The 23434-nt window shown below is 68.0% G+C and carries 21 protein-coding genes; 14 read left to right on the forward strand and 7 right to left on the reverse strand.

The window, feature by feature from the left end; translation table 11 throughout:
- Positions 1 to 157: 157 nt before the first annotated feature.
- Positions 158 to 613 (forward strand): hypothetical protein, encoded by a 456-nt coding sequence (locus tag P3L18_RS14080; RefSeq protein WP_276114382.1) that lies wholly within the window; start codon positions 158 to 160, stop codon positions 611 to 613.
- Here P3L18_RS14080 and P3L18_RS14085 read toward each other — a convergent pair whose 3' ends face one another.
- Positions 614 to 1768 (reverse strand): NAD(P)-binding domain-containing protein, encoded by a 1155-nt coding sequence (locus tag P3L18_RS14085; RefSeq protein WP_276114383.1) that lies wholly within the window; start codon positions 1766 to 1768, stop codon positions 614 to 616.
- A gap of 77 nt (positions 1769 to 1845) precedes the next feature.
- Here P3L18_RS14085 and P3L18_RS14090 point away from each other — a divergent pair, with 77 nt between their 5' ends.
- Both P3L18_RS14090 and P3L18_RS14095 read left to right on the forward strand, forming a co-directional pair.
- Positions 1846 to 2577, forward strand: coding sequence for an enoyl-CoA hydratase (locus tag P3L18_RS14090; RefSeq protein WP_035727110.1), 732 nt, complete (start codon positions 1846 to 1848; stop codon positions 2575 to 2577).
- 141 nt (positions 2578 to 2718) lie between these two features.
- Positions 2719 to 4557 (forward strand): hypothetical protein, encoded by a 1839-nt coding sequence (locus P3L18_RS14095; protein WP_079929096.1) that lies wholly within the window; start codon positions 2719 to 2721, stop codon positions 4555 to 4557.
- Here the strand turns inward: P3L18_RS14095 and P3L18_RS14100 are convergent.
- The 4 genes from P3L18_RS14100 to P3L18_RS14115 form a co-directional block, all read right to left on the reverse strand.
- On the reverse strand, positions 4531 to 5610 hold the full coding sequence (locus tag P3L18_RS14100) for an XdhC/CoxI family protein (protein WP_276114384.1): 1080 nt from the start codon (positions 5608 to 5610) through the stop codon (positions 4531 to 4533). The genes P3L18_RS14095 and P3L18_RS14100 overlap by 27 nt on opposite strands.
- 567 nt (positions 5611 to 6177) lie before the next feature.
- Positions 6178 to 7488 (reverse strand): D-arabinono-1,4-lactone oxidase, encoded by a 1311-nt coding sequence (locus P3L18_RS14105; protein ID WP_276114416.1) that lies wholly within the window; start codon positions 7486 to 7488, stop codon positions 6178 to 6180.
- Positions 7485 to 8741 carry an alanine racemase gene (locus P3L18_RS14110; RefSeq protein WP_276114385.1) on the reverse strand — a complete coding sequence of 419 codons (1257 nt, stop codon included), beginning with the start codon at positions 8739 to 8741 and terminating at the stop codon, positions 7485 to 7487. Before P3L18_RS14110 ends, P3L18_RS14105 begins: the two co-directional genes overlap by 4 nt.
- Positions 8738 to 9364 (reverse strand): TetR family transcriptional regulator, encoded by a 627-nt coding sequence (locus P3L18_RS14115; RefSeq protein WP_276114386.1) that lies wholly within the window; start codon positions 9362 to 9364, stop codon positions 8738 to 8740. Before P3L18_RS14115 ends, P3L18_RS14110 begins: the two co-directional genes overlap by 4 nt.
- Before the next feature lie 142 nt (positions 9365 to 9506).
- On the opposite strand from P3L18_RS14115, the gene P3L18_RS14120 reads away from it, so the two are divergent.
- The 3 genes from P3L18_RS14120 to P3L18_RS14130 all read left to right on the forward strand — a co-directional run bounded on the left by P3L18_RS14120 (position 9507) and on the right by P3L18_RS14130 (position 13537).
- Positions 9507 to 10688 (forward strand): MBL fold metallo-hydrolase, encoded by a 1182-nt coding sequence (locus tag P3L18_RS14120; RefSeq protein WP_276114387.1) that lies wholly within the window; start codon positions 9507 to 9509, stop codon positions 10686 to 10688.
- A complete protein-coding gene (locus P3L18_RS14125) occupies positions 10685 to 13198 on the forward strand; it encodes an HAD-IC family P-type ATPase (RefSeq protein WP_276114388.1) in 2514 nt (837 codons plus the stop codon). The genes P3L18_RS14120 and P3L18_RS14125 overlap by 4 nt, the downstream gene beginning before the upstream one ends.
- Before the next feature lie 90 nt (positions 13199 to 13288).
- A complete protein-coding gene (locus P3L18_RS14130) occupies positions 13289 to 13537 on the forward strand; it encodes an antitoxin (RefSeq protein WP_020170264.1) in 249 nt (82 codons plus the stop codon).
- Here P3L18_RS14130 and P3L18_RS14135 read toward each other — a convergent pair.
- On the reverse strand, positions 13534 to 14190 hold the full coding sequence (locus P3L18_RS14135) for a DNA-3-methyladenine glycosylase (RefSeq protein ID WP_276114389.1): 657 nt from the start codon (positions 14188 to 14190) through the stop codon (positions 13534 to 13536). The genes P3L18_RS14130 and P3L18_RS14135 overlap by 4 nt on opposite strands.
- A gap of 18 nt (positions 14191 to 14208) precedes the next feature.
- On the opposite strand from P3L18_RS14135, the gene P3L18_RS14140 reads away from it, so the two are divergent.
- The 5 genes from P3L18_RS14140 to P3L18_RS14160 all read left to right on the forward strand — a co-directional run bounded on the left by P3L18_RS14140 (position 14209) and on the right by P3L18_RS14160 (position 19587).
- Positions 14209 to 14646 (forward strand): SRPBCC family protein, encoded by a 438-nt coding sequence (locus P3L18_RS14140; protein WP_276114390.1) that lies wholly within the window; start codon positions 14209 to 14211, stop codon positions 14644 to 14646.
- Between the two features lie 73 nt (positions 14647 to 14719).
- Complete coding sequence (locus P3L18_RS14145; RefSeq protein ID WP_276114391.1) at positions 14720 to 16447, forward strand: VWA domain-containing protein; 1728 nt, start codon at positions 14720 to 14722, stop codon at positions 16445 to 16447.
- A 107-nt stretch (positions 16448 to 16554) separates the two neighbouring features.
- A complete protein-coding gene (locus P3L18_RS14150; protein WP_276114392.1) occupies positions 16555 to 17055 on the forward strand; it encodes an FMN-binding protein in 501 nt (166 codons plus the stop codon).
- A 4-nt stretch (positions 17056 to 17059) separates the two neighbouring features.
- Complete coding sequence (locus P3L18_RS14155; RefSeq protein WP_276114393.1) at positions 17060 to 18001, forward strand: FAD:protein FMN transferase; 942 nt, start codon at positions 17060 to 17062, stop codon at positions 17999 to 18001.
- On the forward strand, positions 17998 to 19587 hold the full coding sequence (locus P3L18_RS14160; protein ID WP_276114394.1) for an FAD-dependent oxidoreductase: 1590 nt from the start codon (positions 17998 to 18000) through the stop codon (positions 19585 to 19587). The genes P3L18_RS14155 and P3L18_RS14160 overlap by 4 nt, the downstream gene beginning before the upstream one ends.
- Positions 19588 to 19636: 49 nt before the next feature.
- On the opposite strand, the gene P3L18_RS14165 is transcribed toward P3L18_RS14160, so the two are convergent.
- On the reverse strand, positions 19637 to 20527 hold the full coding sequence (locus tag P3L18_RS14165) for a LysR substrate-binding domain-containing protein (RefSeq protein ID WP_276114395.1): 891 nt from the start codon (positions 20525 to 20527) through the stop codon (positions 19637 to 19639).
- A gap of 93 nt (positions 20528 to 20620) precedes the next feature.
- On the opposite strand from P3L18_RS14165, the gene P3L18_RS14170 reads away from it, so the two are divergent.
- From P3L18_RS14170 to P3L18_RS14180, 3 genes are read left to right on the forward strand one after another with little or no spacing between them, the layout of a single operon-like run.
- The gene (locus P3L18_RS14170) at positions 20621 to 21862 is read left to right on the forward strand and encodes an acetyl-CoA C-acetyltransferase (protein WP_035727117.1); all 1242 of its coding nucleotides are present in this window, start codon (positions 20621 to 20623) and stop codon (positions 21860 to 21862) included.
- Positions 21859 to 22635, forward strand: a complete 777-nt coding sequence (gene pcaD, locus P3L18_RS14175; RefSeq protein ID WP_079929108.1) for a 3-oxoadipate enol-lactonase — start codon at positions 21859 to 21861, stop codon at positions 22633 to 22635. Before P3L18_RS14170 ends, pcaD begins: the two co-directional genes overlap by 4 nt.
- Positions 22632 to 23414: a CoA transferase subunit A gene (locus tag P3L18_RS14180; protein WP_006368265.1), complete on the forward strand. Its 783-nt coding sequence runs from the start codon at positions 22632 to 22634 to the stop codon at positions 23412 to 23414. Before pcaD ends, P3L18_RS14180 begins: the two co-directional genes overlap by 4 nt.
- Positions 23415 to 23434: the final 20 nt, after the last annotated feature.

A 23434-nucleotide genomic window follows, 5' to 3' on the forward strand; every position in this document is an offset into this window, starting at 1 on the left:
ACTGTCGTCCGTTCGTGTGCTCTTCCGCCGAAGGACCGCGGGTTCGGTCGCGCCCGTGACACGGTGAGGACGTTCGTGTCCCGAGGGGTGGGTGGTAACGAGTTCGGGGGAGAACAGAAGGCCTCCGATGGCCCGATCGATACCCGGTGCCGCCCGGGTGAGCGCCCCAGTCCTGGTCACCGCCGCCGTGGTGGTCGCGTCGTCCACGGTCGGTCTCGCACCGGCGCAGGCCGCGCCGGCCACGCGATTCTGCGCGATGATTTATGTGAACCCGAATCTCGCCGATCTGGGGCTACTGAGATCGACGAGCTCGGTCACGGTGGCCTCGGCGGGCTCGGGCACCGTGTCGCTGACGGTGACGACGCCGCCACCGCTGCTCGGATTCGATCAGCGCGTGCGCGTGTCGTGGACGAACACCGCCCCGGGCGGTGGTTCCGGCGACGCATCGTCCGGGTGGACCCGCATCGGCGCCTTCGGCGGATCAAGCACCATGGCGCGCATCGAGACAGGTTCGGGCCGAGTGGCTTTCGACGTCACCGTCGACACCCTCGGCGCCCTCGTGCGCTACACGAGCTCCGGCGCGTGCCGTGGTGAACTGTCGGTGAACGGCTGATCAGGAGGCGTCGAGCAGATCGACGATCACGCGTGCGGCCTCCCGGCCCGCCCGATTCGCGCCGATCGTCGACGCCGACGGTCCGTAGCCGAGCAATTGGATGCGGGGATCGGCGGCCACGGTCGTGGCGAGTCGGCCGGTCATGGTGATCCCGCCACCCGGCGCACGCAGGTGCAGGGGCGCGAGATGGTCCAGCGCACTGCGGAATCCGGTGTTCCAGAACAGGACGTCGACGTCGAGTTCGGTACCGTCCCCGAGATCGCCGCCCCTGAGATCGCCGACCCCGAGGTCACCGCTACCGCAATCCCAGCACACCCCGGTCTCGGTGATCCGGGTGAACATCGGTCGCCACCGCAGAATCCCGTCGCGCCGGGCCGCGGCGATGGCCGGCGTCAGTGACAGGCCCGTCACCGACACCACCGAGGTCGGCGGCAGGCCGGCACGCACCCGCTCCTCGACACGTGCGACCGCCGCCCGGCCCTCCTCGGGGGTGAAGGGTCCATCGCGGAAGTGCGGCTCGGTACGCGAACACCAGAACGTGGTGACCTCGGGGGCGTTGCGGGCGATCTCGATGAGGAGTTGGATCGCCGAGATCCCGGCGCCGACCACCAGGACGCGTTGTCCGGCGAACTCCTCGGGTCTGGTGTAGTCGTGGGTGTGCAACTGGCGTCCCCGGAAGTCGCCGATGCCCGGGATGTGCGGGATGAACGGCCGATCCCAGGTACCGGTGGCGTTGATCAGCGTCCGCGTCGTCACCTCGGTTTCCCGGCGTTCGCCGTGCTCGTCGGGCGCCACGATCGACGCCCGGAAGCCGTCACCGTCGCGGTGCACCGCGCGCACGTGGACCGGTCGCGCCACCGTCAGCCCGAACTTCTCCTCGTACCGACCGAAATAGTCGGGGACGGCGGTGGCCGCCGGGAACTGATCGCACTCGACGCCGAGCGCCTCGACGAGCCCGTATCCGGGCAGGTCGTGGACATGATTTGCGGCGGCGAGGGTCAGCGTCGGCCATCGGTACTGCCAGGCGCCGCCGGGGCTGGGTGAATGGTCGAGGAGCCGATACCGTCCGTGCAGCCCGAAGCGTTCCAAGAAGTAGGCCGCCGACAATCCCGCCTGCCCCCCGCCGATGACGAGGACATCGGTATCGGTGTGCATCCCGCCAGCCTGTCATGTCCATGTGAGCGGCATGTACCGGCCTCCGGTCGGCCACCGGCTCGGTAGGCTCTGCGTTCATGATTGCAACGAGTGCAGATGGTGCGGTGACGACAATCGAACTCGACCGCCCCGACAAGCGCAATGCTCTCAACGGAGAGGTGATCGAGGCTCTCGGCGCGGCCTTCACCGCCGCGGTCGATGCGGGTGCACGGGCGATCGTGCTGACCGGGCGTGGCAGTGCGTTCTCCGCCGGCGCCGACCTGTCGGGTCCGGTGTATGACCCCGGCTTCCTCGACCACCTCGTCGCCACGTTGCAGCAGATCGAGTCGACCCCGGTCCCGGTGATCGCCGCGGTCAACGGTGCGGCGCTCGGCGCCGGACTCCAGCTGACCATGGCCGCCGACCTGCGGGTCATGGCACCCGATGCGATCGCCGGCATCCCGGCCGCCAAAATCGGTGTCGCCGTGGATGAATGGACCATCCGCCGGTTGGTCTCACTCGTCGGCGCCGGGCAGGCCGCCGGGATGCTGATCGGCTGCGATCCACTCTCGGCCGATCGGGCCCACGACCTCGGATTCGCCAATCGCATCGGTGATCTGGCCGACGCCCAGCATTGGGCGGCGACCATCGCCGAACTGGCGCCGCTGACCCTGCAGCACTACAAACTCGTCCTCAACGGCGACGGCGCCCGGGACGTGGCACCGGAGGAACGTCATGCCGCGATGATGCGTGCCTGGCACAGCGACGATCTCGCCGAGGGCCGCGCCGCGCGCGCCGAGCGCCGAGCCCCACGCTTCTCCGGAAAGTAGTTCGGGCCCATCGGTTCGGTGCCTCCGGTGTTCGGATAGCCCGGTTTGCCGAGCGCGTAACGTTCCCGAAACATGCAGGGGTGCCTTTCAGAAACGCGTCAGCCCTAGCGTGATCGCAGTTCATTCCTGGAAGGGGACTGCGTGTCGAAAAAACACCACGGAGCCGACGATCTCTCCGCAGGGGTCGGAGAGATCGAGAACGCCGAACACAGCATCATCGCCACTGGTGCGCAGGCAGCCGCCGCGCGTGAGTCCTTGGAGGACTACACACTTCGGTTCGCACCGCGCAGCTATCGCAAGTGGGGCCCGGGGGTCGTCGCGATCTCGGCCCTCGGCGGTATCGCCTACCTGGCCGACTTCGCGATCGGTGCCAACATCGGCATCGCCAACGGCACGGGAAATGCCTTGTGGGGCATCCTGTTCTTCGCGGTGGTGATCGTGCTGACCGGCTATCCGCTGGCCTACTACGCCGCGCGGTACAACATCGACCTCGACCTCATCACGCGCGGAAGCGGATTCGGTTACTACGGCTCGGTGCTGACCAACGTCATCTTCGCGTCCTTCACCTTCATCTTCTTCGCACTCGAGGGTTCGATCATGGCGCAGGGCCTCCAGCTGGGCCTGCACATCCCGCTGTGGATCGGCTACCTGCTGTCCTCGGTGCTGATCATCCCGCTGGTCATCTACGGCATGAACACCCTGGCGAAACTGCAGGTGTGGACCACCCCGCTGTGGCTGATCATGATGGTGCTGCCGTTCCTGTACCTGGTGATCAAGCACCCGTCGGCGATCGGTGACTTCTTCGCGTTCAGCGGTGTCGACTCGGCGGGCAACCCGCTGGGCAAGGGTGTCAGCTTTGCCGGCACCATGCTGGCCGCAGGCGTGTGTCTGTCGCTGATCGCGCAGATCGCCGAGCAGATCGACTACCTGCGATTCATGCCGCCGCGCACCCCGGAGAACAACCGCAAGTGGTGGATCGCCACCCTCACCGCCGGACCGGGCTGGGTGTTCTTCGGTGCCATCAAGCAGATCGTCGGCCTGTTCCTGGCCGTGTACCTCATCGGCATCAGCATCGACAACGCCGGGATCGCCAACCAGCCGGTGCATCAGTTCGTCGAGATCTATCAGGACTTCCTGCCGCACTGGCTCGCACTGACCCTCGCGGTGATCCTGGTGGTCATCAGCCAGGTGAAGATCAACGTCACCAACGCATACTCGGGATCGCTGGCCTGGACCAACGCCTTCACCCGCGTCACCAAGACCTACCCGGGTCGACTGGTGTTCCTGTTCTTCAACGTCTTCATCGCCATCGTGTTGATGGAAGCCGACATGTTCAGCTTCCTAAACAACCTGCTCAACTTCTACGCCAACTGCGGTATCGCCTGGATCGCCGTCGTGGCCTCCGACATCGCGATCAACAAGTACCTGCTCGGGATCTCGCCCAAGCAGCCCGAGTTCCGGCGCGGCATGATCCACAACGTGAACCCCGTCGGGTTCGGATCGCTGATCGTGTCGGCGGGAGCCTCGATCCTGGTGTACTTCCACGTCTTCGGTGATGCGATCCAGCCGTACTCGCCGCTGGTGGCATTGGTGCTCGCCGTCTTGTTGCCGCCGATCCTGGCGCTGGCCACCAAGGGCAAGTACTACCTGCGTCGTCACGACGACGGCATCGACATCCCGATGTACGACGAGCACGGCAACCCGACCGATGCGCGCCTGCTGTGCTGTGTCACCGGCATCGAGTTCGAACGCCCGGACATGATCGCCTCGGCGGTCCCCGGCCCGAACGGTGAGAAGCAGTACATCAGTTCGCTGGCGCTGTCCTGCGACCGCACCGGTGAGCATGTGCTTCCCGCACAGGACATGTCGGCCGCCCCGACGTCGTCGGTCACCTCCGACATCGCCGTCGATTCCACCACCGGCGAACCCGCGGCGGAGTCGCCGGCCTCGGGGTCACCGGTGGATGGGTCCACTCCGTAGCGTCAACGACATCCCCGAGGCGTCGTGCCGGTCGGCGATCAGTTGAGCGGCGATCGACACGGCGACCTCGGCCGGGGTGTGTGCCCCGAGATCCAAACCCAGCGGAGAACGCAACCGCGCCAACTGATCTGCTGTAACGCCCGCCTCGACGAGGCGGGCGTTTCGGTCGGCGACGGTCCGTCGGGAACCGAGCGCGCCGACGAATCCCACCCGGTCGGAACCCAACGCCGTGCGCAACGCCGGCACGTCGAACTTGGTGTCGTGGGTCATCACGCACACGCAGGTCGACCTGTCGGTGCGGTGTTCGGCGATCTCGTGGGCGAGATAGCGATGGGGCCAGTCGACGATCACCTCGTCGGCGTCGGGGAACCGCGCGCGGGTCGCGAACACCGCGCGGGCATCGACGACGGTCACGTGATGGCCGAGCGCCGACCCCAGGGTGGCGAGCGCGCGGACGAAATCGTTGGCGCCCACCAGGATCAGCCGTGAGCGTGGGCCGAAGGTCTGCACAAACGTGCGTGGCCGGTCCCCCTGTGGGCCGGTCTCGCAGTCGTCGACACCGATGATGCCGCTGCGTCCGGTGGCGAGTAGGTCGGCGATGTCGGCGTCGAGGTGTCGCCACGGTCGCTGGTCATCGGGAGTGGCCACGTGCCATGCCGGGCTTGCGCTCAGGGTGGCGGCCAGGGCGATCGGTGTGCCTGCGGCCACCGCCGCGGCGAGGAGTCGCACCGCGCTCAGGTGCCCGGCGCCAAGCGGCTCGACGAGCACTTCCATCTCTCCACCGCAGGTCAATCCGATCGCGATGCCGTCGGGGTCGGCGAGCCCGAAGTGCTCGATGATCGCGGTCTCGTCGCTCAACGCCTGTGCGGCACTGTCGATGATCGCCGATTCGATGCACCCGCCCGACAACGACCCGATGATCTCCCCGTCGGCGGTGATCAGCATGGCCGACCCGACGGCACGCGGCGACGCGCCGGTCGTCGAGATCACCCGGGCCAGGGCGACCGGACCGCGCTCCAGGTGCCGAACCAAGGCGGGGAGAACATCACGCATACTCCCAGTGTCGGCGCCCTGGCCCGCGCGCGCCACTCGGGCTGCGGTGGGTCTCGAGGCCTCCTCGCTGCGCTTGTCGGCACCTCGACCATCGGAAGGGACGGCGTCCTCATCCCGGTGGTGGAGCCGCCCCATCCCGGCAGTCGAACCGCCCTATCCCGGTGGTGGAGCCGCCCTATCCCGGCAGTCGAACCGCCCTATCCCGGCAGTCGAACCGCCCTATCCCGGTGGCGGGACCTCCCCATCCCGGTGGTCGAGCAGTCCCATCCCGGTGGTCGAGCCGTCCCATCCCGGTGGTCGAGGTGTGAGGAGCGATAGCGACGAGCCTCGAGACCGCTTGTGCCGGAGCTGGTTCGGTAGCCGTGGGGGTTGTGGACGCTGATCGGTGCGGCGGGTCTCGAGGCCTCCTCGCTGCGCTCGTCGGCACCTCGACCATCGGAAGGGACGGCGTCCTCATTCCGGTGTCGAGCCGCCCCACCCCGGTGGTCGAGGTGTGAGGAGCGATAGCGACGAGCCTCGAGACCGCTTGTGCCGGTGCTGGTTCGGCAACCACGGTGGCCGGAACCGTCAGGAACCCAGCACCTGGTGCAGGTAGGGGTTGGTGAACACCCGATCCGGGTCGAAGCGGTCTCGGACGGCCAGGAATTCGTCGAAGCGCGGGTAGACCGACCGGAGATACTCGGCGTCGCGTGTGTGCATCTTGCCCCAGTGCGGGCGACCGCCGTGAGCGGTCATGATCGCCTCGGCATCGGCGAAATATGCGGCGGAGTCGGCGGGGTCGTCGTGGTGGTATCGGTGCACGGCGATGTACCCCCGTGGTCCACCGGATGCGGTCGAGAGCATCAGATCGTCGCCAGCGGCGGCGCGGACCTCGACGGGGAAACTGACCCGATAGCGCTTGCCGTCGATCATCTTTCGTAGCTCGCGCAGTGCCGACGGGGTCGCCTCCAGCGGGACCGCGTACTCCATCTCCCGGAAGCGGACGGTGCGAGAGGAGACGAACACCTTGTCGGAGCGGTCGGTGAACGTGCGGGCCGACAGCACCCGCCCGGACAGCTGACTCATCGCGGGAACCACTGCGGGCAGACGGGAGCCGAGCGCGCACACGGCGCCGTACACGCGGTTGGAGAGGATCTCGTCATCGATGTAGCGGCGTACCGCGCCGGTACCCGACGGCTCGACCAGGCCGTCGAGTCGGGTGTTGGTCTTCGTCAGCGCGCAGGTGGTGTGCGGGAACCAGTAGAACTCGTGATGATCTTGTGTCTCAACGCGTTCGAGGAAGCCGTCGATCGCGTCGTCGGCGTCGAGCGGGTACTCCTCGGCCCGGATGGAGAACGCGGGAACGCACTCGATGGTCAGGTCGACGAGGATGCCGAGCGCGCCGAGGCCCAACGCGACGGCGGCGAGGTCGGGATCGTCCTCGGACACGGTGACGACCTCACCGGTTCCGGACACGAGGGTTGCGCCGACGATCTGGGTGCTGATGCCGCCGAAAGCGATTCCGGTGCCGTGGGTTCCGGTGGAGGTGGCCCCGGAGATGGTTTGCCGGTCCACGTCGCCGAGGTTGGTCATGGCCAGACCGTGCTCACCGAGCAGGGCGGGTAGCTCGTGCAGATGGGTGCCCGCACGCAGCGTGACGCGCCGGGCGTCGGCGTCGACGTCGACGAGTCCGCGCAACCCGGACATGTCCAGTTGATGCTGCGGCGCCACGGCGATGGGGGAGAAGCTGTGGCCCGCCCCGACGGCCTTGACCGTCGAATGTGTCTGCGCGGCACGCTCGACCAGCGCGACGACGTCGTCGATCCGGGCGGGGGAGTGCACGGCGTCCGGTGTGCACTGCGCCGTCCCGCCCCAGTTGCGCCAACTCGCCACGGTCACAGGAAGCACTTCCCTTCTCCACGGTAGGTGGGTACCAGCTCGTCGACCCGGGCCGTCCCGTCGGCAGTTCGCGCGATGCGCGCGACTCGCGACGACCGTTCGCACACCTCGCCGGATTTGGTGTGACGGAACCAGACCCGATCCCCGATCCGCAGGTCCTCGGTTCCCGGTCCGTGCAGCGGCGTCTGCACCTCACCGGCCGCCTCGGTCGCCACATAGTGCAGCTCGCGGGGCCACACCGGGCGGGGCAGGCGATCGGGTGCCGGTGGGCCCGAGGCGATCCATCCGCCGCCGGCGCAGGTGACGAAGCCCGGCGCGGGAACACGCACCACGTCGAGCCCGAACGCGAGCGCCGGTGCGGGCCGGAAGCGACGGTAGGTGTCGAACAGGTGGCCGCCGAAAACGCCGCTGCCGGCGGCGATGTCGGTCACCGAGGTGTCCCGCGAGGTGGCCTCCAGGGAACCGGTGCCGCCGGCGTTGACGATCTCCAGCGGTGCGATGTCGCGCAGCGCCGCCACGACTCGTCCACGGCGACGCCGGATCTCGGCCATGGAGGCACGCTGCATCAGACGCACGGCCCCGTTCTTCGCGCGTTTGCCGGGTACATCGTCGCCGACCCCGGCGACCTGTGCCTCGTAGGACATCACGCCGACCAGATCGAAACCCGGGCGATCGACGATCGAGCGACCGAGGGCAAGCGCGGCGTCGAGATCGTGGATGGGTGAACGCCGTACACCGAGATGCACTCGACCGCCGAGTGCACGCAACGACGCGTCGAGGTCGATGGCGACCCGGACCGACGGCCGGGAGCCGGGAGCCGCGATTGCATCGATCGCGTCGAGATGCGCCACGGAGTCGACGAGCAACGTCACCCGCGTGGTGGCCATCTCGTCGGCGAGGAACTCGCCGATGGCGCTCGCACGCACCGTCGGGTATCCCATCAACACATCGGTGATACCGGATTCGGTTGCCAGCCAGCGTGCTTCGTCCAGGTCATAGGCCAGCACCCCGGCGAATCCCGGGCGGGCGACGAGGTCGGCGATGACCGAGCGGACCCGCAACGACTTGCTGGCCAAGCGGATGGGTACGCCACCGGCGCGGCGCAGCAGGTCGGCCACATTGTGTTCGAGCGCGGACGTGTCGAGGACCAGGGCGGGACTGTCGACTCCTGCCGCGGTGAGCGCCTCGGTGAAGCCCTCCCAGTACCGGCGCGGGTCGCGCTCCCACAGTCCCATGGGGGTGGCCGACGTCATGAAGCCTCATCATCCGCAACGACAGCCGACATCGTCTGTCGGACAAGTGATTCCATGAGCGTGTTGACGACGGAGTCGTCGGCGGTGCTCAAGTAGATCAAGGTGATCGAGATCAACGCGCCGATCATCGCGGGCGCGATCTCGGTGGACGGGGTGACGAACCGAACACCGCAGCGCGCTGCCCCGGCGTCGAGGCCCGCGGCGGCGACGCCGTAGAGATTCTCGTACATCTTCTTGCCGTGACGCTGCAGCTCGGGATGGTTGTGCGCGTAGATGCCGAGCGAGATCGTGGCCTGCAGCCGACCCGGGTCGGCTTTGAGCATGGCGTAGAACGCATCGAGCTGGTGGCGCATGGTGGTTTCCATCGCCTCCACCGCCGACCCGGCGACGACGTCGTCCTCGGCCTGGATCGTGTGCAGCATCTGATTGATGTCGGTGGGAACCGCTGTCTCCATCACCGCGCACAACAGGGCGGTGCGGGATTCGAAGGCGTAATGGAAGCTCGCGAGTGGCATGTCGGCGTGCGCACAGATCCGGCGGGTCGTCGCGCCCTCGACGCCGTGGTCGGCGATGACCCGATATGCGGCCTCGACGAGCGCTGCGCGCCGATCCGTGACGGACATCCGTGCCAACGAAATTTCACTTCCCGACCAGCGTGTGAACTCCGCACACGCGTGAACTTGGTTGCAGGCGAGAATGCTACCAAGCCGTGTCCCCCTTTTCCGGTACCACGACTTTCCGGCGGGCACGGTTACGCTGAGGATCGTGACAACGCCCATCGAAAAGACGCCCACCGACGTGTTGGGGCGGATGAAGACCTCGGTCAGCACGCTCGGCGTGCGCGCGGCAGGTGCGGCCGTCGACTCCCTGGCCTCGGCGGGACTGCCCGCGGCACGGGCGATCGGCGCCGACCCGGAATCGATCTGGCGACATGTCGCGGGTTCTCCGAACCTGGTGGGCCGGACCTTCACCAACCCCGAACCGCCGTCGGCCGGGTCGGCGCCCGACCTGCGCGTCGCGCTCGACATGGCCCGACGCCCCGGACGTCCGACGACACCCATCCGGGTTGAGCGTCCGACGTTTCCCGACGACGCACGGGCACTCGCGGTCACCTGGCTCGGGCACGCCTCGGCCCTTGTCGAGATCGACGGGATGCGGGTGCTGACCGACCCGGTGTTCTCCCAGCGGTGTTCGCCGTCGCAGGTCATCGGTCCCGCCCGGATGCACCGCGCCCCGCTCCCGGCCGCCGACCTCCCGCCCCTCGACGTCGTGCTGATCAGCCACGACCACTACGACCATCTGGACATGGCGACCGTGCGCACGATCGCCGACACCCAGCCCGCGGCCACCTTCGTCACCCCGCTCGGGGTCGCTGCACACCTGCTGTCCTGGGGTGTGCCGGCCGATCGCATCCGGCAGGCCGATCTGTGGGAGACCGTGGAGGTCACCGGTCGGACCGGTCATGTGAGTTTCACGTGCGGGCCGGCCCGGCATTTCTCGGGCCGCATGTTCGACCGCGACCTCACCCAGTGGGCGAGCTGGGCGATCGTCGGACCGACCCATCGCGTGTTCTTCTCCGGCGACACCGGCTACACCGAACGCTTCGAGGACCTCGGCGCGCAGCTCGGTCCGTTCGACCTCACGCTCATCGCGGTCGGCGCCTACGACACGCTGTGGCCCGACGTCCACGTCGACCCCGAGGAGGCCGTCGCGATCCACCGGATGGTCTCCGGGTCGGCGGGCACCGATGCCGTTCTCGTCCCCATCCACTGGGGCACGTTCTCCCTTGCCCGCCACCCGTGGGCCGAGCCGATCGCGCGACTGCTGCCCAGCGCCGGCCGCAACGCGACCACGGTGATGGTTCCGCAGCCCGGTGGCAGCATCGACCTCACCCGTCGGTCGGGGACCGGTCTCACCGATCCGCAGTGGTGGGAAGCCTCGGCGTGAGCGGACTGATCGACACCGGAGCCACCAATCCCGGACTGACCGCCGACGAGGTGGCCGAACGGGTCGCCGCCGGGCAGGTCAACTCGATGCCCGATCGCTCCGGGCGGAGCGTCGCCGACATCATCCGCGCCAACGTGTTCACCCGGATCAACGCGATCCTCGGTGTGCTGTTCGCCATCGTCGCGTTCACCGGCTCGTTCATCAACGGCCTCTTCGGTCTGCTCATCGTGGCCAACAGCGGCATCGGCATCATCCAGGAGATCCGCGCCAAACGCACCCTCGACCGGCTGGCCATCGTCGGTCAGACCCGGCCCCGGGTACGCCGCGACGGGCAGGTGCACGAGTTGCCGCCCGCCGAGGTCGTCATCGACGACATCATCGAGGTCGGCGCGGGCGATCAGATCGTCGTCGACGGTGAGGTCGTCGAATCGCTGGTCCTCGACGTCGACGAATCGCTGCTCACCGGTGAGGCCGACGCCGTCGACAAGGCCGCGGGCGACAAGATCCTCTCCGGCAGCTTCGTGGTCTCCGGATCCGGCGCGTACCGGGCCACCAAGGTGGGCGCCGACGCCTACGCCTCGCAGCTGGCCGCCGAGGCGTCGAAGTTCACGCTGGTGTCCTCGGAGCTGATGTCCGGGATCAACGAGATCCTCAAGGTGATCACGTGGCTGCTCATCCCGGCCGGTGTCCTGACGATCGTCAATCAGCTGTTCATCAGCGGGAACGGGCTGCGTGCGTCGCTGTTGGGCATGGTCGCCGCGCTGGTGCCGATGGTGCCCGAGGGACTGGTCCTGATGACCTCGATCGCGTTCGCCGTCGGCGTCGTCCGGCTCGGGCGCCGCCAATGCCTGGTCAACGAACTGCCCGCGATCGAGGGCCTCGCCCGCGTCAACGTCGTCTGCGCCGACAAGACCGGCACGCTCACCGAGAACGGCATGCGGCTGTCGGAGGTGCGTGGGGTCGGCGACGCCGCCGAGCACACGTCGGTCGACGACGTCCTCGCCGCGCTCGCCGCCAACGACCGCAGCCCCAACGCGAGCGTGCTCGCGCTGGCCGAGGCCTACCCGCAGGCCCCGGACTGGCATCTCACCGCCATCGAGCCGTTCACCTCCGCCAAGAAGTGGAGCGGCATGTCGCTCGCCGACGCCTCCGGTGCCGATCGCGGCAACTGGATTCTCGGTGCCCCCGATGTGCTCCTCGACCCGGACTCCGCGCCGGCCACGCTGGCCTCGGAGATCGGCGCCAACGGACTGCGGGTGTTGCTGCTCGGGCACACCGACGTCCCGGTCGACACCGACCCCGATGCCGCGCCCACCGAGAGCGGTTCGGCGACAACCGTTCCCGGGACGCTGACGCCGGTCGCGCTCGTCGTCCTCGAACAGCGGGTGCGTGACGACGCCCGCGATACCCTCGACTATTTCGCGTCCCAGCACGTCGAGGTGAAGGTGATCTCCGGCGACAATGCGCGCTCGGTGGGCGCGGTGGCCCAGTCGCTGGGTCTCGGTTCACCCGAGTCGGCCGTCGATGCGCGTAGCCTGCCCGACGATCCCGCCGAGCTCGCCGAGGTCGTCTCCGACGGCGTCATCTTCGGCCGGGTGCGTCCCGACCAGAAGCGTGCGATGGTCGCGGCGCTGCAGTCGCGCGCGGACACCGTGGCGATGACCGGTGACGGCGTCAACGACGTCCTCGCGCTCAAGGACGCCGACATCGGCGTGGCCATGGGATCGGGCAGTTCGGCGGCCCGGGCGGTCGCGCAGATCGTGTTGCTGGACAACAAATTCGCGACGTTGCCGTATGTGGTCGGCGAAGGCCGACGGGTGATCGGCAACATCGAGCGCGTATCCAACCTGTTTCTCACCAAGACCGTGTACGCGGTGCTGCTCGCACTGTTCGTCGGGGTTGCCGGGGTGGCCGGCAAGATCTTCGGATTCGCCTCGCTCAGTTACCCTTTCCAACCCATCCACGTCACCATCTCGGCATGGTTCACCATCGGCGTGCCGGCATTCATCCTCTCGCTCGCCCCGAACAACGAGCGTGCCCGGACCGGCTTCGTCCGTCGGGTGCTGACCCAGGCGGTACCCAACGGCATCATCGTCGGGCTCGCCGCGTTCATCACCTACGTCATCGTCAATCCCGGCGGGACCGGGGTGGCGTTGGGTGGCGACAGCGTCGACCTCCCGCCCGCGCAGACCCAGGCGGCCACGGCCACCCTGATCTGCCTGATCGCCGTAGCCCTCTACGTCCTGGCCGTCGTCGCGCGGCCGTACACGTGGTGGAAGATCGTGCTGCTGGTCGCCTCCGTCGGCGCCTACGTGATCATCTTCGCCTGGCCGTGGACGCAGCACATGTTCAAACTGGATTCGTCGAACTGGGACATGAACGTGGTCGCGTTCATCGCCGCGGCCTGCGGCATCGCGGGTGTGGAGATCGTGTCGCGGTTGTTGCCGCGTCTGGTCGGCGATCGCGACTCGGAGCACATCGACGGCGCCGAGGGAGAATCGCTGGCATGAGCTCGACGCGGCACCTACACTCGGGGACCGCTTCGCCCGATCTGTACACCGTGTGACAGACGGTCATCACCCCACCACGAGGAGCTGGTCATGGATCTCAAGGGATTGGTCGACAAGGCCAAGGCCGCACTGCAGAAGAACCCGAGTCTGATCGACAAGGGCGGCGACGCCATCGACAAGGCGACCGGCGGTAAGTACGCCTCGCAGGTCGACAAGGCGCAGGACGCGGCCCGCAAGGCCGTCGGGGCCCAAAATCCGGAAACCCAGAATCCGGAAACACAGAACCCGGAAACACAGAAGCCGGATACCCCCAACCAGCCGCCGCAGAATCCCGCCTAAGTTCCCGCTGCGGCCCGCGGGTGTCGGCGATACGCCGACACCGTCGGGTCGTCGGTGAGCCAGAACCGCCACGCGAGGTCGGCATTGCGTCGCACACCTACCCGTGGGCCGGCGCTGATCGCTGCCGGGTCGATCGGTTCGTCCGCGGGTAGCAGCGTGACCGGCGTGTCATCGCCGAGGTCGGCGCCCAGATCGTCCATCGTGATCCCGAGCGCACGGGTCAGATTGCCCGGACCACGCGCCAGCGCCGACTCGGCGACCGGTGCCGCCCGACCGGCCGCTCGTCGACGATGTGCGAGTGCCGATCCGTCGAGTACCTCACCGGCGCGCAGCAGCACCGCCGATGCCAACCCGTCGGGCCCGGTCACCACATTCGCGCAGAAATGGCCGTGGATGTGGTACACGTAGAGCCGGTCGGGTGGGCCGTACATGATCTCCGAGCGCGCAGTGCGCACGAAGGCGTGCGACGCGGGATCGCGCGGTCCCGCATAGGCCTCGACCTCGGTGATCCGCAGGCTCACGTCGTGCCCGACGAGGATCGCGTCGAGCAGCGTTCGTGCCCCGACGGTGGGATCGGGATGGGCGATCGCCGCGGTCAGCCGGTCGCGCCCGGTTGGGCAAGGCTCGGGTCGTCGTCTGTGCACCTGCATCACCGGTTAGGCTTCCACACCATGGCGAAGACGAGCGACTCCATCGACCTCGAGCTGTCACCCGCAGACACCTGGACCGCGGCGTCGGATCTGTCGCGTTTCGACGAGTGGTTGGTGCTGCATGGTGGATGGCGTAGTCCGGTGCCGCAGCCGCACGAATTGCGCAAGGGACTCAAGGTGACCTCCATCGTGAAGGTGAAGGGCAATCCCGTGCGCATCGACTGGGTCGTCGACAAGTATGTCGAGGGCAGCGAGGTGCGGCTGAAGGGTTCGGGTAAGGGCGGGATCAAGGTGAAGCTCGACCTGTCGGTGGAGCCCCGTTCCTCGGGATCGACGATCACGTTCCTCGTCGACCTCGGTGGTCTCCCGTTGATGGGGCCGATCGGAATTGCGACGGCCAAGGTGGTCCACGGGGATCTGCACACATCGCTGACGACCTTCCAGCAGAAGTTCGGCTGACTTCGACACTGCCGGGCTCGACACCAACCGGATTCGACAACACAGGGTTCGACAACACAGGGGGAGTGCGCACATGGGGCGGCACAGCAACGAGCCTGCGGATTCCGGGCGCGCTCCCGGCCGTCCGGGTGACGGTCAGTCCGGTGCTGCCACCGACTTCGGTTTCGAGCACCGCAAGGTGCGGTCGTCGCGTCGCGGCGCCCTGCTGTGGGGTCTCGGCGCACTGGTGGTCGTTGCCGCCCTCGTGACCGGATTCGTGGTGTGGCGCACCGTCGGTTCGGGTGCCTGTCACGGTGACCGGACGAGTGTGACCGTCGCCGCCGATCCGACGATCGCCTCGGCGTTGCGGGATTCCGCGGCCACGGTGTCGGCCAACAGTTGTTACGACTACTCGGTCGACTCGGTGGCCGGGTCGGCCGCCCCGGGTCTGTTGACCAGTGGTGATCAGCGCCCCGATCTGTGGGTGCCGGATTCGCAATTGCAGGCTCGCCGCGTCATCACCCAGGTCCGTCAGGAACTCGATCTCACCTCACCGTCGTTGGTGTCCACCCCCACCGTCGTCGTCGGCAAGAACGTGCCGCAGCTGACCAGTTGGGAGCAGGTCATGAAGCTGCCCGATCTGCGCGCGGGCAGCCCGGTGGACACCAGCAGCGGCGACGCACCGATCGTCGGCGCACTCGCCGAGGTCAATGCCAACAAGCTCACCGAGGATCAACTACTCGAGGGCATGACGGTACTTGCGGTGCAGCAGAACAACGTTCGTCTGACCAACGACAGCGAGGGCACGCGCCTCAATCTGGCGAACGCCTCCGAGGTGCCGGCGGTGACGACCGAACAGCAGTACGTGATGTTCATGCGCACCCATCCGGGATCGCAGCTGAAGTTCGCGATTCCCGCCGACGGCACTGTGCTGCTGGACTACCCGTTGGTGAACACCGCCGGTTCGGCGCGCAAGGGCGACGCCGACGACGCGGGCAAGGCGCTGGCCGCCGGTATCGCCGGCAATGCCGCACAACCGTTGGCCGACGCGGCATTTCGTCTGCCGAACGGCAAGCCGGCCGGTGGCGATCACCCGTACGGCACTGGTCAGCCGGTGCAGGTGCTCACGCTGCGCGATCCCGCCGAGGTCGACAAGGCACTGCGGCAGTGGCAGGTGCTCGGCGTGCCGATCCGCACGCTCGTCGTCGAGGACACCTCCGGATCGATGCAGCAGCGCGTCGGTTCCGAGACCCGGGCGCAGTTGTTGATCGACGCGTCGTTGCAGGGACTGAAGCTCTTCCCGAACAACGCCGAGATCGGCGGTTGGGCGTTCAGCCAGAACCGCGGCCCGGGCGGCCAGGACTGGGTGTCGCTGTCCGACATCCGTCGGCTCGACGCGCCCGCGGCCAACGGAAAGACCCACCGTGACGAACTCGCCGCCGCGGTGACGCAGGGGCTGGCGCCGCAGAACCTCGGCGGGGCGACGGGTCTCTACGACACCACCCTCGCCGCATTCAAGCAGGTCCAGAGCACCTACGATCCGACCTACTCCAACAGCGTCATCATCATGACCGACGGCGAGAACGAGGATCCCGGCAGCATCAGCCTCGACGAGCTGATCACCGAGCTCAAGAAGCTCGAGGATCCGGCGCGGCCGGTACTCGTGCTCACCATCGGCATCTCCTCCGACGCCGACACCGACGCTTTGAAGCAGATCGCCGACGCGACCGGCGGTACCTCGTATGTCGCCAAGACCGCCGACGACATCTCGTCGGTGTTCGTCAACGCCATCCAGGCGCGCGTGGCGGCCGCCGGACGCTGATCCGCCGGCATGAATCCGGCAGGTGGCTGCGAAGTTTCTTGGGATACCCTAAGACATCGGCCTCGGGGGAGGCGCGCCACGGTGATCGTGCCCCAGAATGGGGAACCATGACCCGATCAATCCGGACCATGGTCCGCAAAGATGAGTTCGTGACCGTGACCCGCGCGACCGGGGTGGTTGCCGCCGTCGCCGCCGTGGGCCTGGCGACCGCCGCATGCGGTTCCGACGACGCGACGGCCTCCGACGCCACCCAGAGTACGGGCGCGGCGGCCTCGGCCACCTCGGCGACCGGTTCCGCAGGCGGCTCCGGCGAGTACAAGAGCGGCACCTACAGTGCGACCGGGCATTACGTCTCCCCGGGCGGCCCGCAGCAGATCGGTGTGACCGTCACGCTCGACAATGCGACGATCACCAAGGTCGATCTCGATCGCAGTCATACCCGCGGAACGTCAGCGGAGTTCCAGGCGAAGTTCGCCAGCGGGATCAACTCCGAGGTGGTCGGCAAGAACATCGACGATCTCGACGTGCACAAGGTGTCCGGATCGTCACTGACCTCCGGTGGCTTCAATGACGCCATCGCCCAGATCAAGTCGCAGGCGCGCGCCTGATCCGGTGCGTACCGACCCGTTGAGTACCGACTGGGGTTTCGAGGCGCTCGGCACGGTCTGGGAGATCACCACCGACCGGCCGCTCTCGGACCGTGCGCGTGCCGCGGTGGGTGCCGAACTCGATCGCATCGACCGGTTCTGGTCACGCTTCCGTCCGGACTCGACGGTCGCCGAGATGTCCCGCACGGCCGGCCGATACCGCCTCGCCCGCGAGGATCGATGTCTGCTGGAGTGGTATCGCGAGCTCTACGACGCCACCGGTGGTGCCCTCACCCCGCTGGTCGGGCAGATCCTCGACGACGCCGGATACGACGCCGACTACTCGTTGACCCCCGATCGCACCGTGCCCGCGCCCGCGTGGGACGACGTCATCGACTGGGACGGTACCGAATTGGTGGTCCACACCCCCGTCCTGCTTGACGTCGGGGCAGCCGGCAAGGGCTTCGCCGTCGACCGGGTGGCGTCGATCGTCGCCGACCACACCGAGCGCTACCTCGTCGACGCCGGCGGGGACATGATGATCTCGCCGCGCGACGAACCGGTACGGATCGCCCTCGAACACCCCCTCGACCCGACCAAGGCGATCGGACTCGTCGAATTGACCGGGGGTGCGTTGTGCGCGTCTGCGGCCAACCGTCGCGTGTGGGGCGACTGGCACCACATCGTCGACCCGACGACGGCTGCTCCCACCCGTGAGGTCATGGCCACCTGGGTGTACGCGGCCGACGCGATGACCGCGGACGGCCTCGCGACCGCGCTGTTCTTCACGGCAGCAACGGAATTGATCGGTCTCGGTGCGCGTCACGAGCGGACGTCGGCACTGTCGGTCGGCTCCGACATCGCCGGGTTCCGGTTCGCCGGCACCGACCTACCCGACCATGTGACGATTCGCGGCAACGGAGTCGTCGAGCACACCTCGATCCCCGGATTGGAGTTGTTCGTATGACGAGTCCGTCACTGCGCAGCAGTCTGTCACCGCGATGGCTGACCATGCATCGCGCGGTGCTGCTCGCGCTGCTCGCACTGGCCGTCGTGTCGTTCATCGTCGCTACCGTCGACAACGATTTCGCCTATACCCCAGAACAATTGCTGGTGTCACTGGTGATCGCGCTGGCCGTCACGGGCGCCGGAACGTACCTGTGTGCGGCGCTGGTGCGGGTACCGCCGGGTGCGGATTCGTGGGCGATCACGGCGTTGATCCTGTTCTTCCTCATGCCCGGTGTGTCCGATGCGGCCTCGGCGGTGTCGATGGTGATTGCTGCGGGCGCTGCGGCGATCAGCAAGTACGTGGTGGTGTGGCGTCGCCGGTTGATCCTCAACCCGGCCGTCGTCGGGGCGATCGCCGCGTACGCGGTCTCCTATGCCGGGGTGAGTATCGGTGGGGTGCCGCTGAGTTCGCCGTTCTGGTGGGTGGCCGCGGAGCCGCTGTTCTATCCGATGCTCATCATCGGCATCCTGTTGGTGACCGTGCTGCGCGAATGGTGGCTCGTCACGGTCTTCCTGCTGGCGACGCTGGCCACCGTCGGAGTGCTGCAGGTGACGCAGGGCGGTCAGGATCTGCAGTTCGTGTTCGTCTCGTCGCCCACGCTGTTCCTCGCGGCCGTCATGCTGCCCGAGCCGTTGACCTCGCCGACATCGCGAATTTACCGCGCCGTGTACGCGATCATCGTTGCGGTGCTGATGAATTGGCAGCAGACCTTCGAGATCACTGACGCCTATTCGCTGGAGTTCGTGCCGCAGATCGCGCTGGGCGTCGGATGTGTCTACGCCTTCGTGGTCCGGTTGGTCGCCCAGCGCGGTGCGGGGCGGGTGGTGCTCGACACGTATGTCGACCGCATCGCCGAGAACACCTATCGGGTTCGCGCGCAGACGACCTCGCCGTTGCGGTTCGCGCCTGGTCAGTGGGCGATGGTGTCGGCGCCACGGTGGTCGGCGCCGTTGTGGCAGCGCACCCGGCGCGTGTTCTCCTACGCCGAGGCGCCGGGGGAGAACCCGGCCGAGTTCGCGTTCACCGTGCCGTCGGCGCGGGTGTCCACCTTCAAGTCCGACCTCATCGAATCCCGGCGGAGCCGGCTGTATCTAGACGCCACCGGCGGCGATTTCACCCTCGAGGGGCGGGTGGGCCGGCACCCACTGGTGCTCTTGGCCGCCGGCATCGGCATCACCCCGTACCGATCGATGCTGCGCACCCTGACGCTCGGTGACGGCCGCCCCGACCTGTCGTGGCTGACGGTCGTCCACGTCGTCGGTGCCGCCGAGCGGACGGTGTACGACGACGATCTCGACATCCTGCGGGCCGCCGGCGCGCGGGTCGAGGTCACCTCCGACGACGCAGGGCTGACCGCGGGTATCGCCGAACCCGCGGCGTTGGTCGACCTCGCCGGGCGTGCGGTGCACTCCGGGGATGCGCACTATCTCGTGTCGGGCAATCCCGCGTTCGTGCGCACCACCGCCGCCACCATTCGCCGCACCGACACCACAACCCGCTGGGCGTTCTGGCGGATTCGCACCGACGCATTCCTGGGTTATTGAGTTTCTGGGGGTATTGAGTTCCTGGGTTATTGACGGGCCCGGGTCGCGTTCATCCCGGCGCCTGCGCCAGGCGATGCAACACCGTCACCACCTCATCGACCACCGGTGAGTGCACCTGGGCGGGTCGTGCGGCGACGAGTTCGACGCTGGTGTGCGGGACGAGGTCGGCGTAGCGCACGCCGGCGATGTCGAGGGCGGCGGTGGGTGCGGGCACGATCGCCACCCCCAACCCGGCGGCCACGAGTGTGACCAGCGTCGAGGTCTCGGCGACCTCGTGGCGGATACGTGGCACGAACCCCGCGTCGGCCCACAGACCCGAGATCACCGAGTTCATCACCGAGCGGCCGTGCCCGGCGTGGGCGATCAGGTCGTCGGTCGCCAGGTCGGCGACGGACAGCTCTGTGCGGTCGGCGAGTCGGTGGCTGTCGGGGAGTGCGACGATCAGCCGGTCGGAACGGATCGGTTCGATCACCGCGTCGGTCCCGGTGATCGGCGGTCGTAACAGCGCGAGGTCGATCCGTCGCTCTTCCAGCGCGGAGAGGAGTTCGGGCGCCAGCATCTCGCCGCGGACCGCGACCTCCACCCCGGGGAGTTCGTCGCGTAGCGTGCGGACGAGTTGCGGGAGCAGCGAATAGGTGGCCGAGCCGACGCACCCGATCGTCAGGTGTCCTTCCTGGCCTTCGGCGATGCGTCGCGCCTGGGCGCCGGCGGATTCTACGGCGTCGAGGATCGCGACGACCTGCGTCAGATATGCGGTCCCGGCGGGGGTCAGTTCGACGCGGCGGGTTGAGCGGGTCAGCAACTCGACGCCGAGTTCGGCCTCGACCTGCCGGATCTGTGCCGACAGTGGCGGCTGGGCGATGTGGAGTCGTTGCGCGGCCCGGCCGAAGTGCAACTCCTCGGCGACCGCGCGGAAGTATCGCAGGTGACGCAGTTCCATGGATGCGAGTCTACGACTTTTGATACTTCACAGCTCTCAATAGCGGCGATTTTGGTACTTCAGAATATTAGCGGTGCGGCCTAGCCTCGGAGTATGAGTTCTGGCACCTCGACTTCTTCCGACACCGATGTGGTCATCTGCTCCCCGCTGCGCACCCCGGTGGGCCGGATGGGTGGCGCGCTGGCGCCGCTGACCGTCACCGACCTGGCGACGACACTGCTACGCGAACTCGCCACGCGGACCGGCCTCGGAGAGGGCGATGTCGACGACGTCATCCTCGGACAGGGCTATGCCAACGGTGAGTCACCCGCCATCGGACGCATGGCCGCCCTCGACGCCGGTCTCGGTATCGGCGTGCCCGGCATGCAGGTGGACCGCCGATGTGGCTCGGGACTGCAGGCCATCCTCAATGGTGCCGCCCAGATCGCCTCCGGGGGAGCCGAATTGGTCATCGCCGGCGGTGCCGAATCGATGTCGAATGTCGAGCACTATGCGCTCGGCCTGCGGACTGGGGTGCGTCAGGGCGGCGTCGAGCTGATGGACCGCCTCGATCGCGGTCGCCTCACCGCGGGCGGACAGTCGCACCCGGTGCCCGGTGGAATGATCGAGACCGCCGAGAACCTGCGCAAGAAATACTCGCTGAGCCGCACCGAGCAGGACGAACTCGCGGTGCGCTCCCACGAAAGGGCCATCGCCGCACACGACGCCGGGCGCTTCGCCGACGAACTCGTGCCCGTCACCATCCCCGGGCGTCGCGGAAAACCCGACACCGTCGTCGACCGCGACGAGCACCCGCGTGCCGACGCCGACCTCGCGAGCCTGTCGAAACTGCGCGCCATCCGTTCCCGCATCGACCCCGACTCGACGGTCACCGCCGGTAACGCGTCCGGGCAGAACGACGGTGCGGCGATGTGCGTCGTCACCACCCGCGCCGGTGCCGAGAAGCGCGGTCTCACACCGCTTCTGGCGCTGCGTTCCTGGGCCGTCACCGGCTGCGCCCCCGAGGAGATGGGAATCGGACCGGTCGGCGCCACCGCCGCGGCGCTGGCCCGCGCCGGCCTGACCCTCGCCGACATGGATCTGATCGAGCTCAATGAAGCCTTCGCCGCACAGGTGCTCGCCGTTCTCGCCGAATGGGAGATCGACCCGACCGACGAACGCCTGAACCCCAACGGTTCCGGGATCTCGCTGGGACATCCGATCGGCGCGACCGGCGCCCGCATCCTGGCGACCGCGGCGTACGAGGCGCGGCGTCGAGACGCCCGCCACGTTCTGGAAACCATGTGTATCGGCGGCGGTCAGGGACTGGCCGCGGTGTTCGAGGTGATCCGATGAGCGCGGTCGAGGTCGCATCGTATGTGAGTGGGCCCGCCGACGCCCCGGTCGTCGTGTTGTCGAACTCGCTGGGCTCCGACCACCGGATGTGGGATGCCCAGGTCCCCGAACTCGAGAAGACCTTCCGAGTGGTGCGCTATGACACCCGGGGACACGGGGCGTCGCCGGTTCCGCAGGGGCCGTACGGGATCGACGACCTCGTCGACGATCTCGTCGCCCTGCTCGACCGCCTGGGCGTCGAGCGAGCGGCCATCGTGGGTCTCTCCCTTGGCGGGATGACCGCGATGCGGGTCGCCGTGCGCAACCCGGATCGTGTGCGCAGCCTCGGATTGCTGTGTACCTCACCGTATCTGGGGCCGGCGGCCGGCTGGACGGACCGCGCCGCGGTGGTCCGCGACGGTGGATCGGTCGCCGTCGCCGATGGCGTACTCAGCCGCTGGTTCAGTCCGGGATTCCTTGCCGACGAGGCGAATTCGGACCGATTGGCCTACTACCGGGACATGATCGCCGCCACGCCGGCCGAAGGGTATGCGGGATGTTGCGAGGCCATCGCCGCGATGGATCAACGCGACGAGATCTCCGCGATCACCGCGCCGACCCTCGCGATCGCCGGCGCCGACGACCCGGCCACCCCGCCGCAGATGCTCGCCGACATCGTCGACGCCGTCGCCGACGGCACGCTGCTCGTCGTCGACGACGCGGCGCACCTGGCCAACGCCGAACAGCCCGCCATCATCACTGCCGCCCTCATCGAACATCTGGAGAAGTCATGAGCATCAACAAGGTTGCCGCGTCCGCCGCCGAGGCAGTCGCCGACATTCCCGACGGCGCGAGTCTCGCGGTCGGCGGATTCGGGCTCTCCGGAATCCCCAAGTTCCTCATCGACGCGCTGCTCGCCCAGGGTGCCGGAAACCTCACCATCGTCAGCAACAACTGTGGCGTCGACGGCGCCGGCCTCGGACTCCTGTTGGAGGCCAGACGGATCGACAAGGTGATCGCCTCTTACATCGGAGAGAACAAGGAATTCGGCCGTCAGTTCCTCGCCGGTGAGGTCACCGTCGAGCTCACCCCACAGGGGACGCTGGCCGAACGGATGCGCGCCGGCGGCAGCGGGATCGGCGCGTTCTTCACCCCGACCGGCGTCGGCACCCTCGTCGCCGACGGTGGTCTGCCGTGGCGATACAACTCCGACGGCTCGGTCGCGCTGGCGTCGCCGGCCAAGGAGGTCCGCACCTTCAACGGTCAGGAGATGGTGCTCGAGGAGTCCATCGTCACCGACTACGCGCTGGTGCGCGCCGCCGTCGTCGACACGGCGGGCAACTGCTGCTTCCACGCCGCCGCCCGCAACTTCAATCCGCCCGCCGCGATGTCGGGGCGCATCACCATCGTCGAAGCCGAGAAGGTGGTGGAGGTCGGTGAACTCGGCCCCGATCAGATCCACCTGCCGGGGATCTTCGTCAAACGGATCGTCGCGCTCACCCCGGAACAGGCCGCCGACAAGGGAATCGAGCACCGCACCATCCGTGAGCGGCCTGCGGCCGTCTCGGCGTGATCTCCCGACCTGCCCGATCG

The organism is Gordonia sp. N1V, from assembly GCF_029269935.1.
Taxonomy (GTDB): Bacteria; Actinomycetota; Actinomycetes; order Mycobacteriales; family Mycobacteriaceae; genus Gordonia; species Gordonia polyisoprenivorans.

Excerpts from the sequence above, each read along its gene's own strand:
- P3L18_RS14090 (WP_035727110.1), top strand. The coding sequence starts at position 1,846 with ATGATTGCAACGAGTGCAGATGGTGCGGTGACGACAATCGAACTCGAC.
- P3L18_RS14165 (WP_276114395.1), bottom strand. The coding sequence starts at position 20,527 with ATGGAACTGCGTCACCTGCGATACTTCCGCGCGGTCGCCGAGGAGTTG.
- P3L18_RS14140 (WP_276114390.1), top strand. The coding sequence starts at position 14,209 with ATGGCGAAGACGAGCGACTCCATCGACCTCGAGCTGTCACCCGCAGAC.
- P3L18_RS14085 (WP_276114383.1), bottom strand. The coding sequence starts at position 1,768 with ATGCACACCGATACCGATGTCCTCGTCATCGGCGGGGGGCAGGCGGGA.
- P3L18_RS14130 (WP_020170264.1), top strand. The coding sequence starts at position 13,289 with ATGGATCTCAAGGGATTGGTCGACAAGGCCAAGGCCGCACTGCAGAAG.
- P3L18_RS14160 (WP_276114394.1), top strand. The coding sequence starts at position 17,998 with ATGACGAGTCCGTCACTGCGCAGCAGTCTGTCACCGCGATGGCTGACC.
- P3L18_RS14115 (WP_276114386.1), bottom strand. The coding sequence starts at position 9,364 with ATGTCCGTCACGGATCGGCGCGCAGCGCTCGTCGAGGCCGCATATCGG.
- P3L18_RS14180 (WP_006368265.1), top strand. The coding sequence starts at position 22,632 with ATGAGCATCAACAAGGTTGCCGCGTCCGCCGCCGAGGCAGTCGCCGAC.
- pcaD (WP_079929108.1), top strand. The coding sequence starts at position 21,859 with ATGAGCGCGGTCGAGGTCGCATCGTATGTGAGTGGGCCCGCCGACGCC.
- P3L18_RS14150 (WP_276114392.1), top strand. The coding sequence starts at position 16,555 with ATGACCCGATCAATCCGGACCATGGTCCGCAAAGATGAGTTCGTGACC.
- P3L18_RS14145 (WP_276114391.1), top strand. The coding sequence starts at position 14,720 with ATGGGGCGGCACAGCAACGAGCCTGCGGATTCCGGGCGCGCTCCCGGC.
- P3L18_RS14100 (WP_276114384.1), bottom strand. The coding sequence starts at position 5,610 with ATGCGTGATGTTCTCCCCGCCTTGGTTCGGCACCTGGAGCGCGGTCCG.
- P3L18_RS14110 (WP_276114385.1), bottom strand. The coding sequence starts at position 8,741 with ATGACGTCGGCCACCCCCATGGGACTGTGGGAGCGCGACCCGCGCCGG.
- P3L18_RS14170 (WP_035727117.1), top strand. The coding sequence starts at position 20,621 with ATGAGTTCTGGCACCTCGACTTCTTCCGACACCGATGTGGTCATCTGC.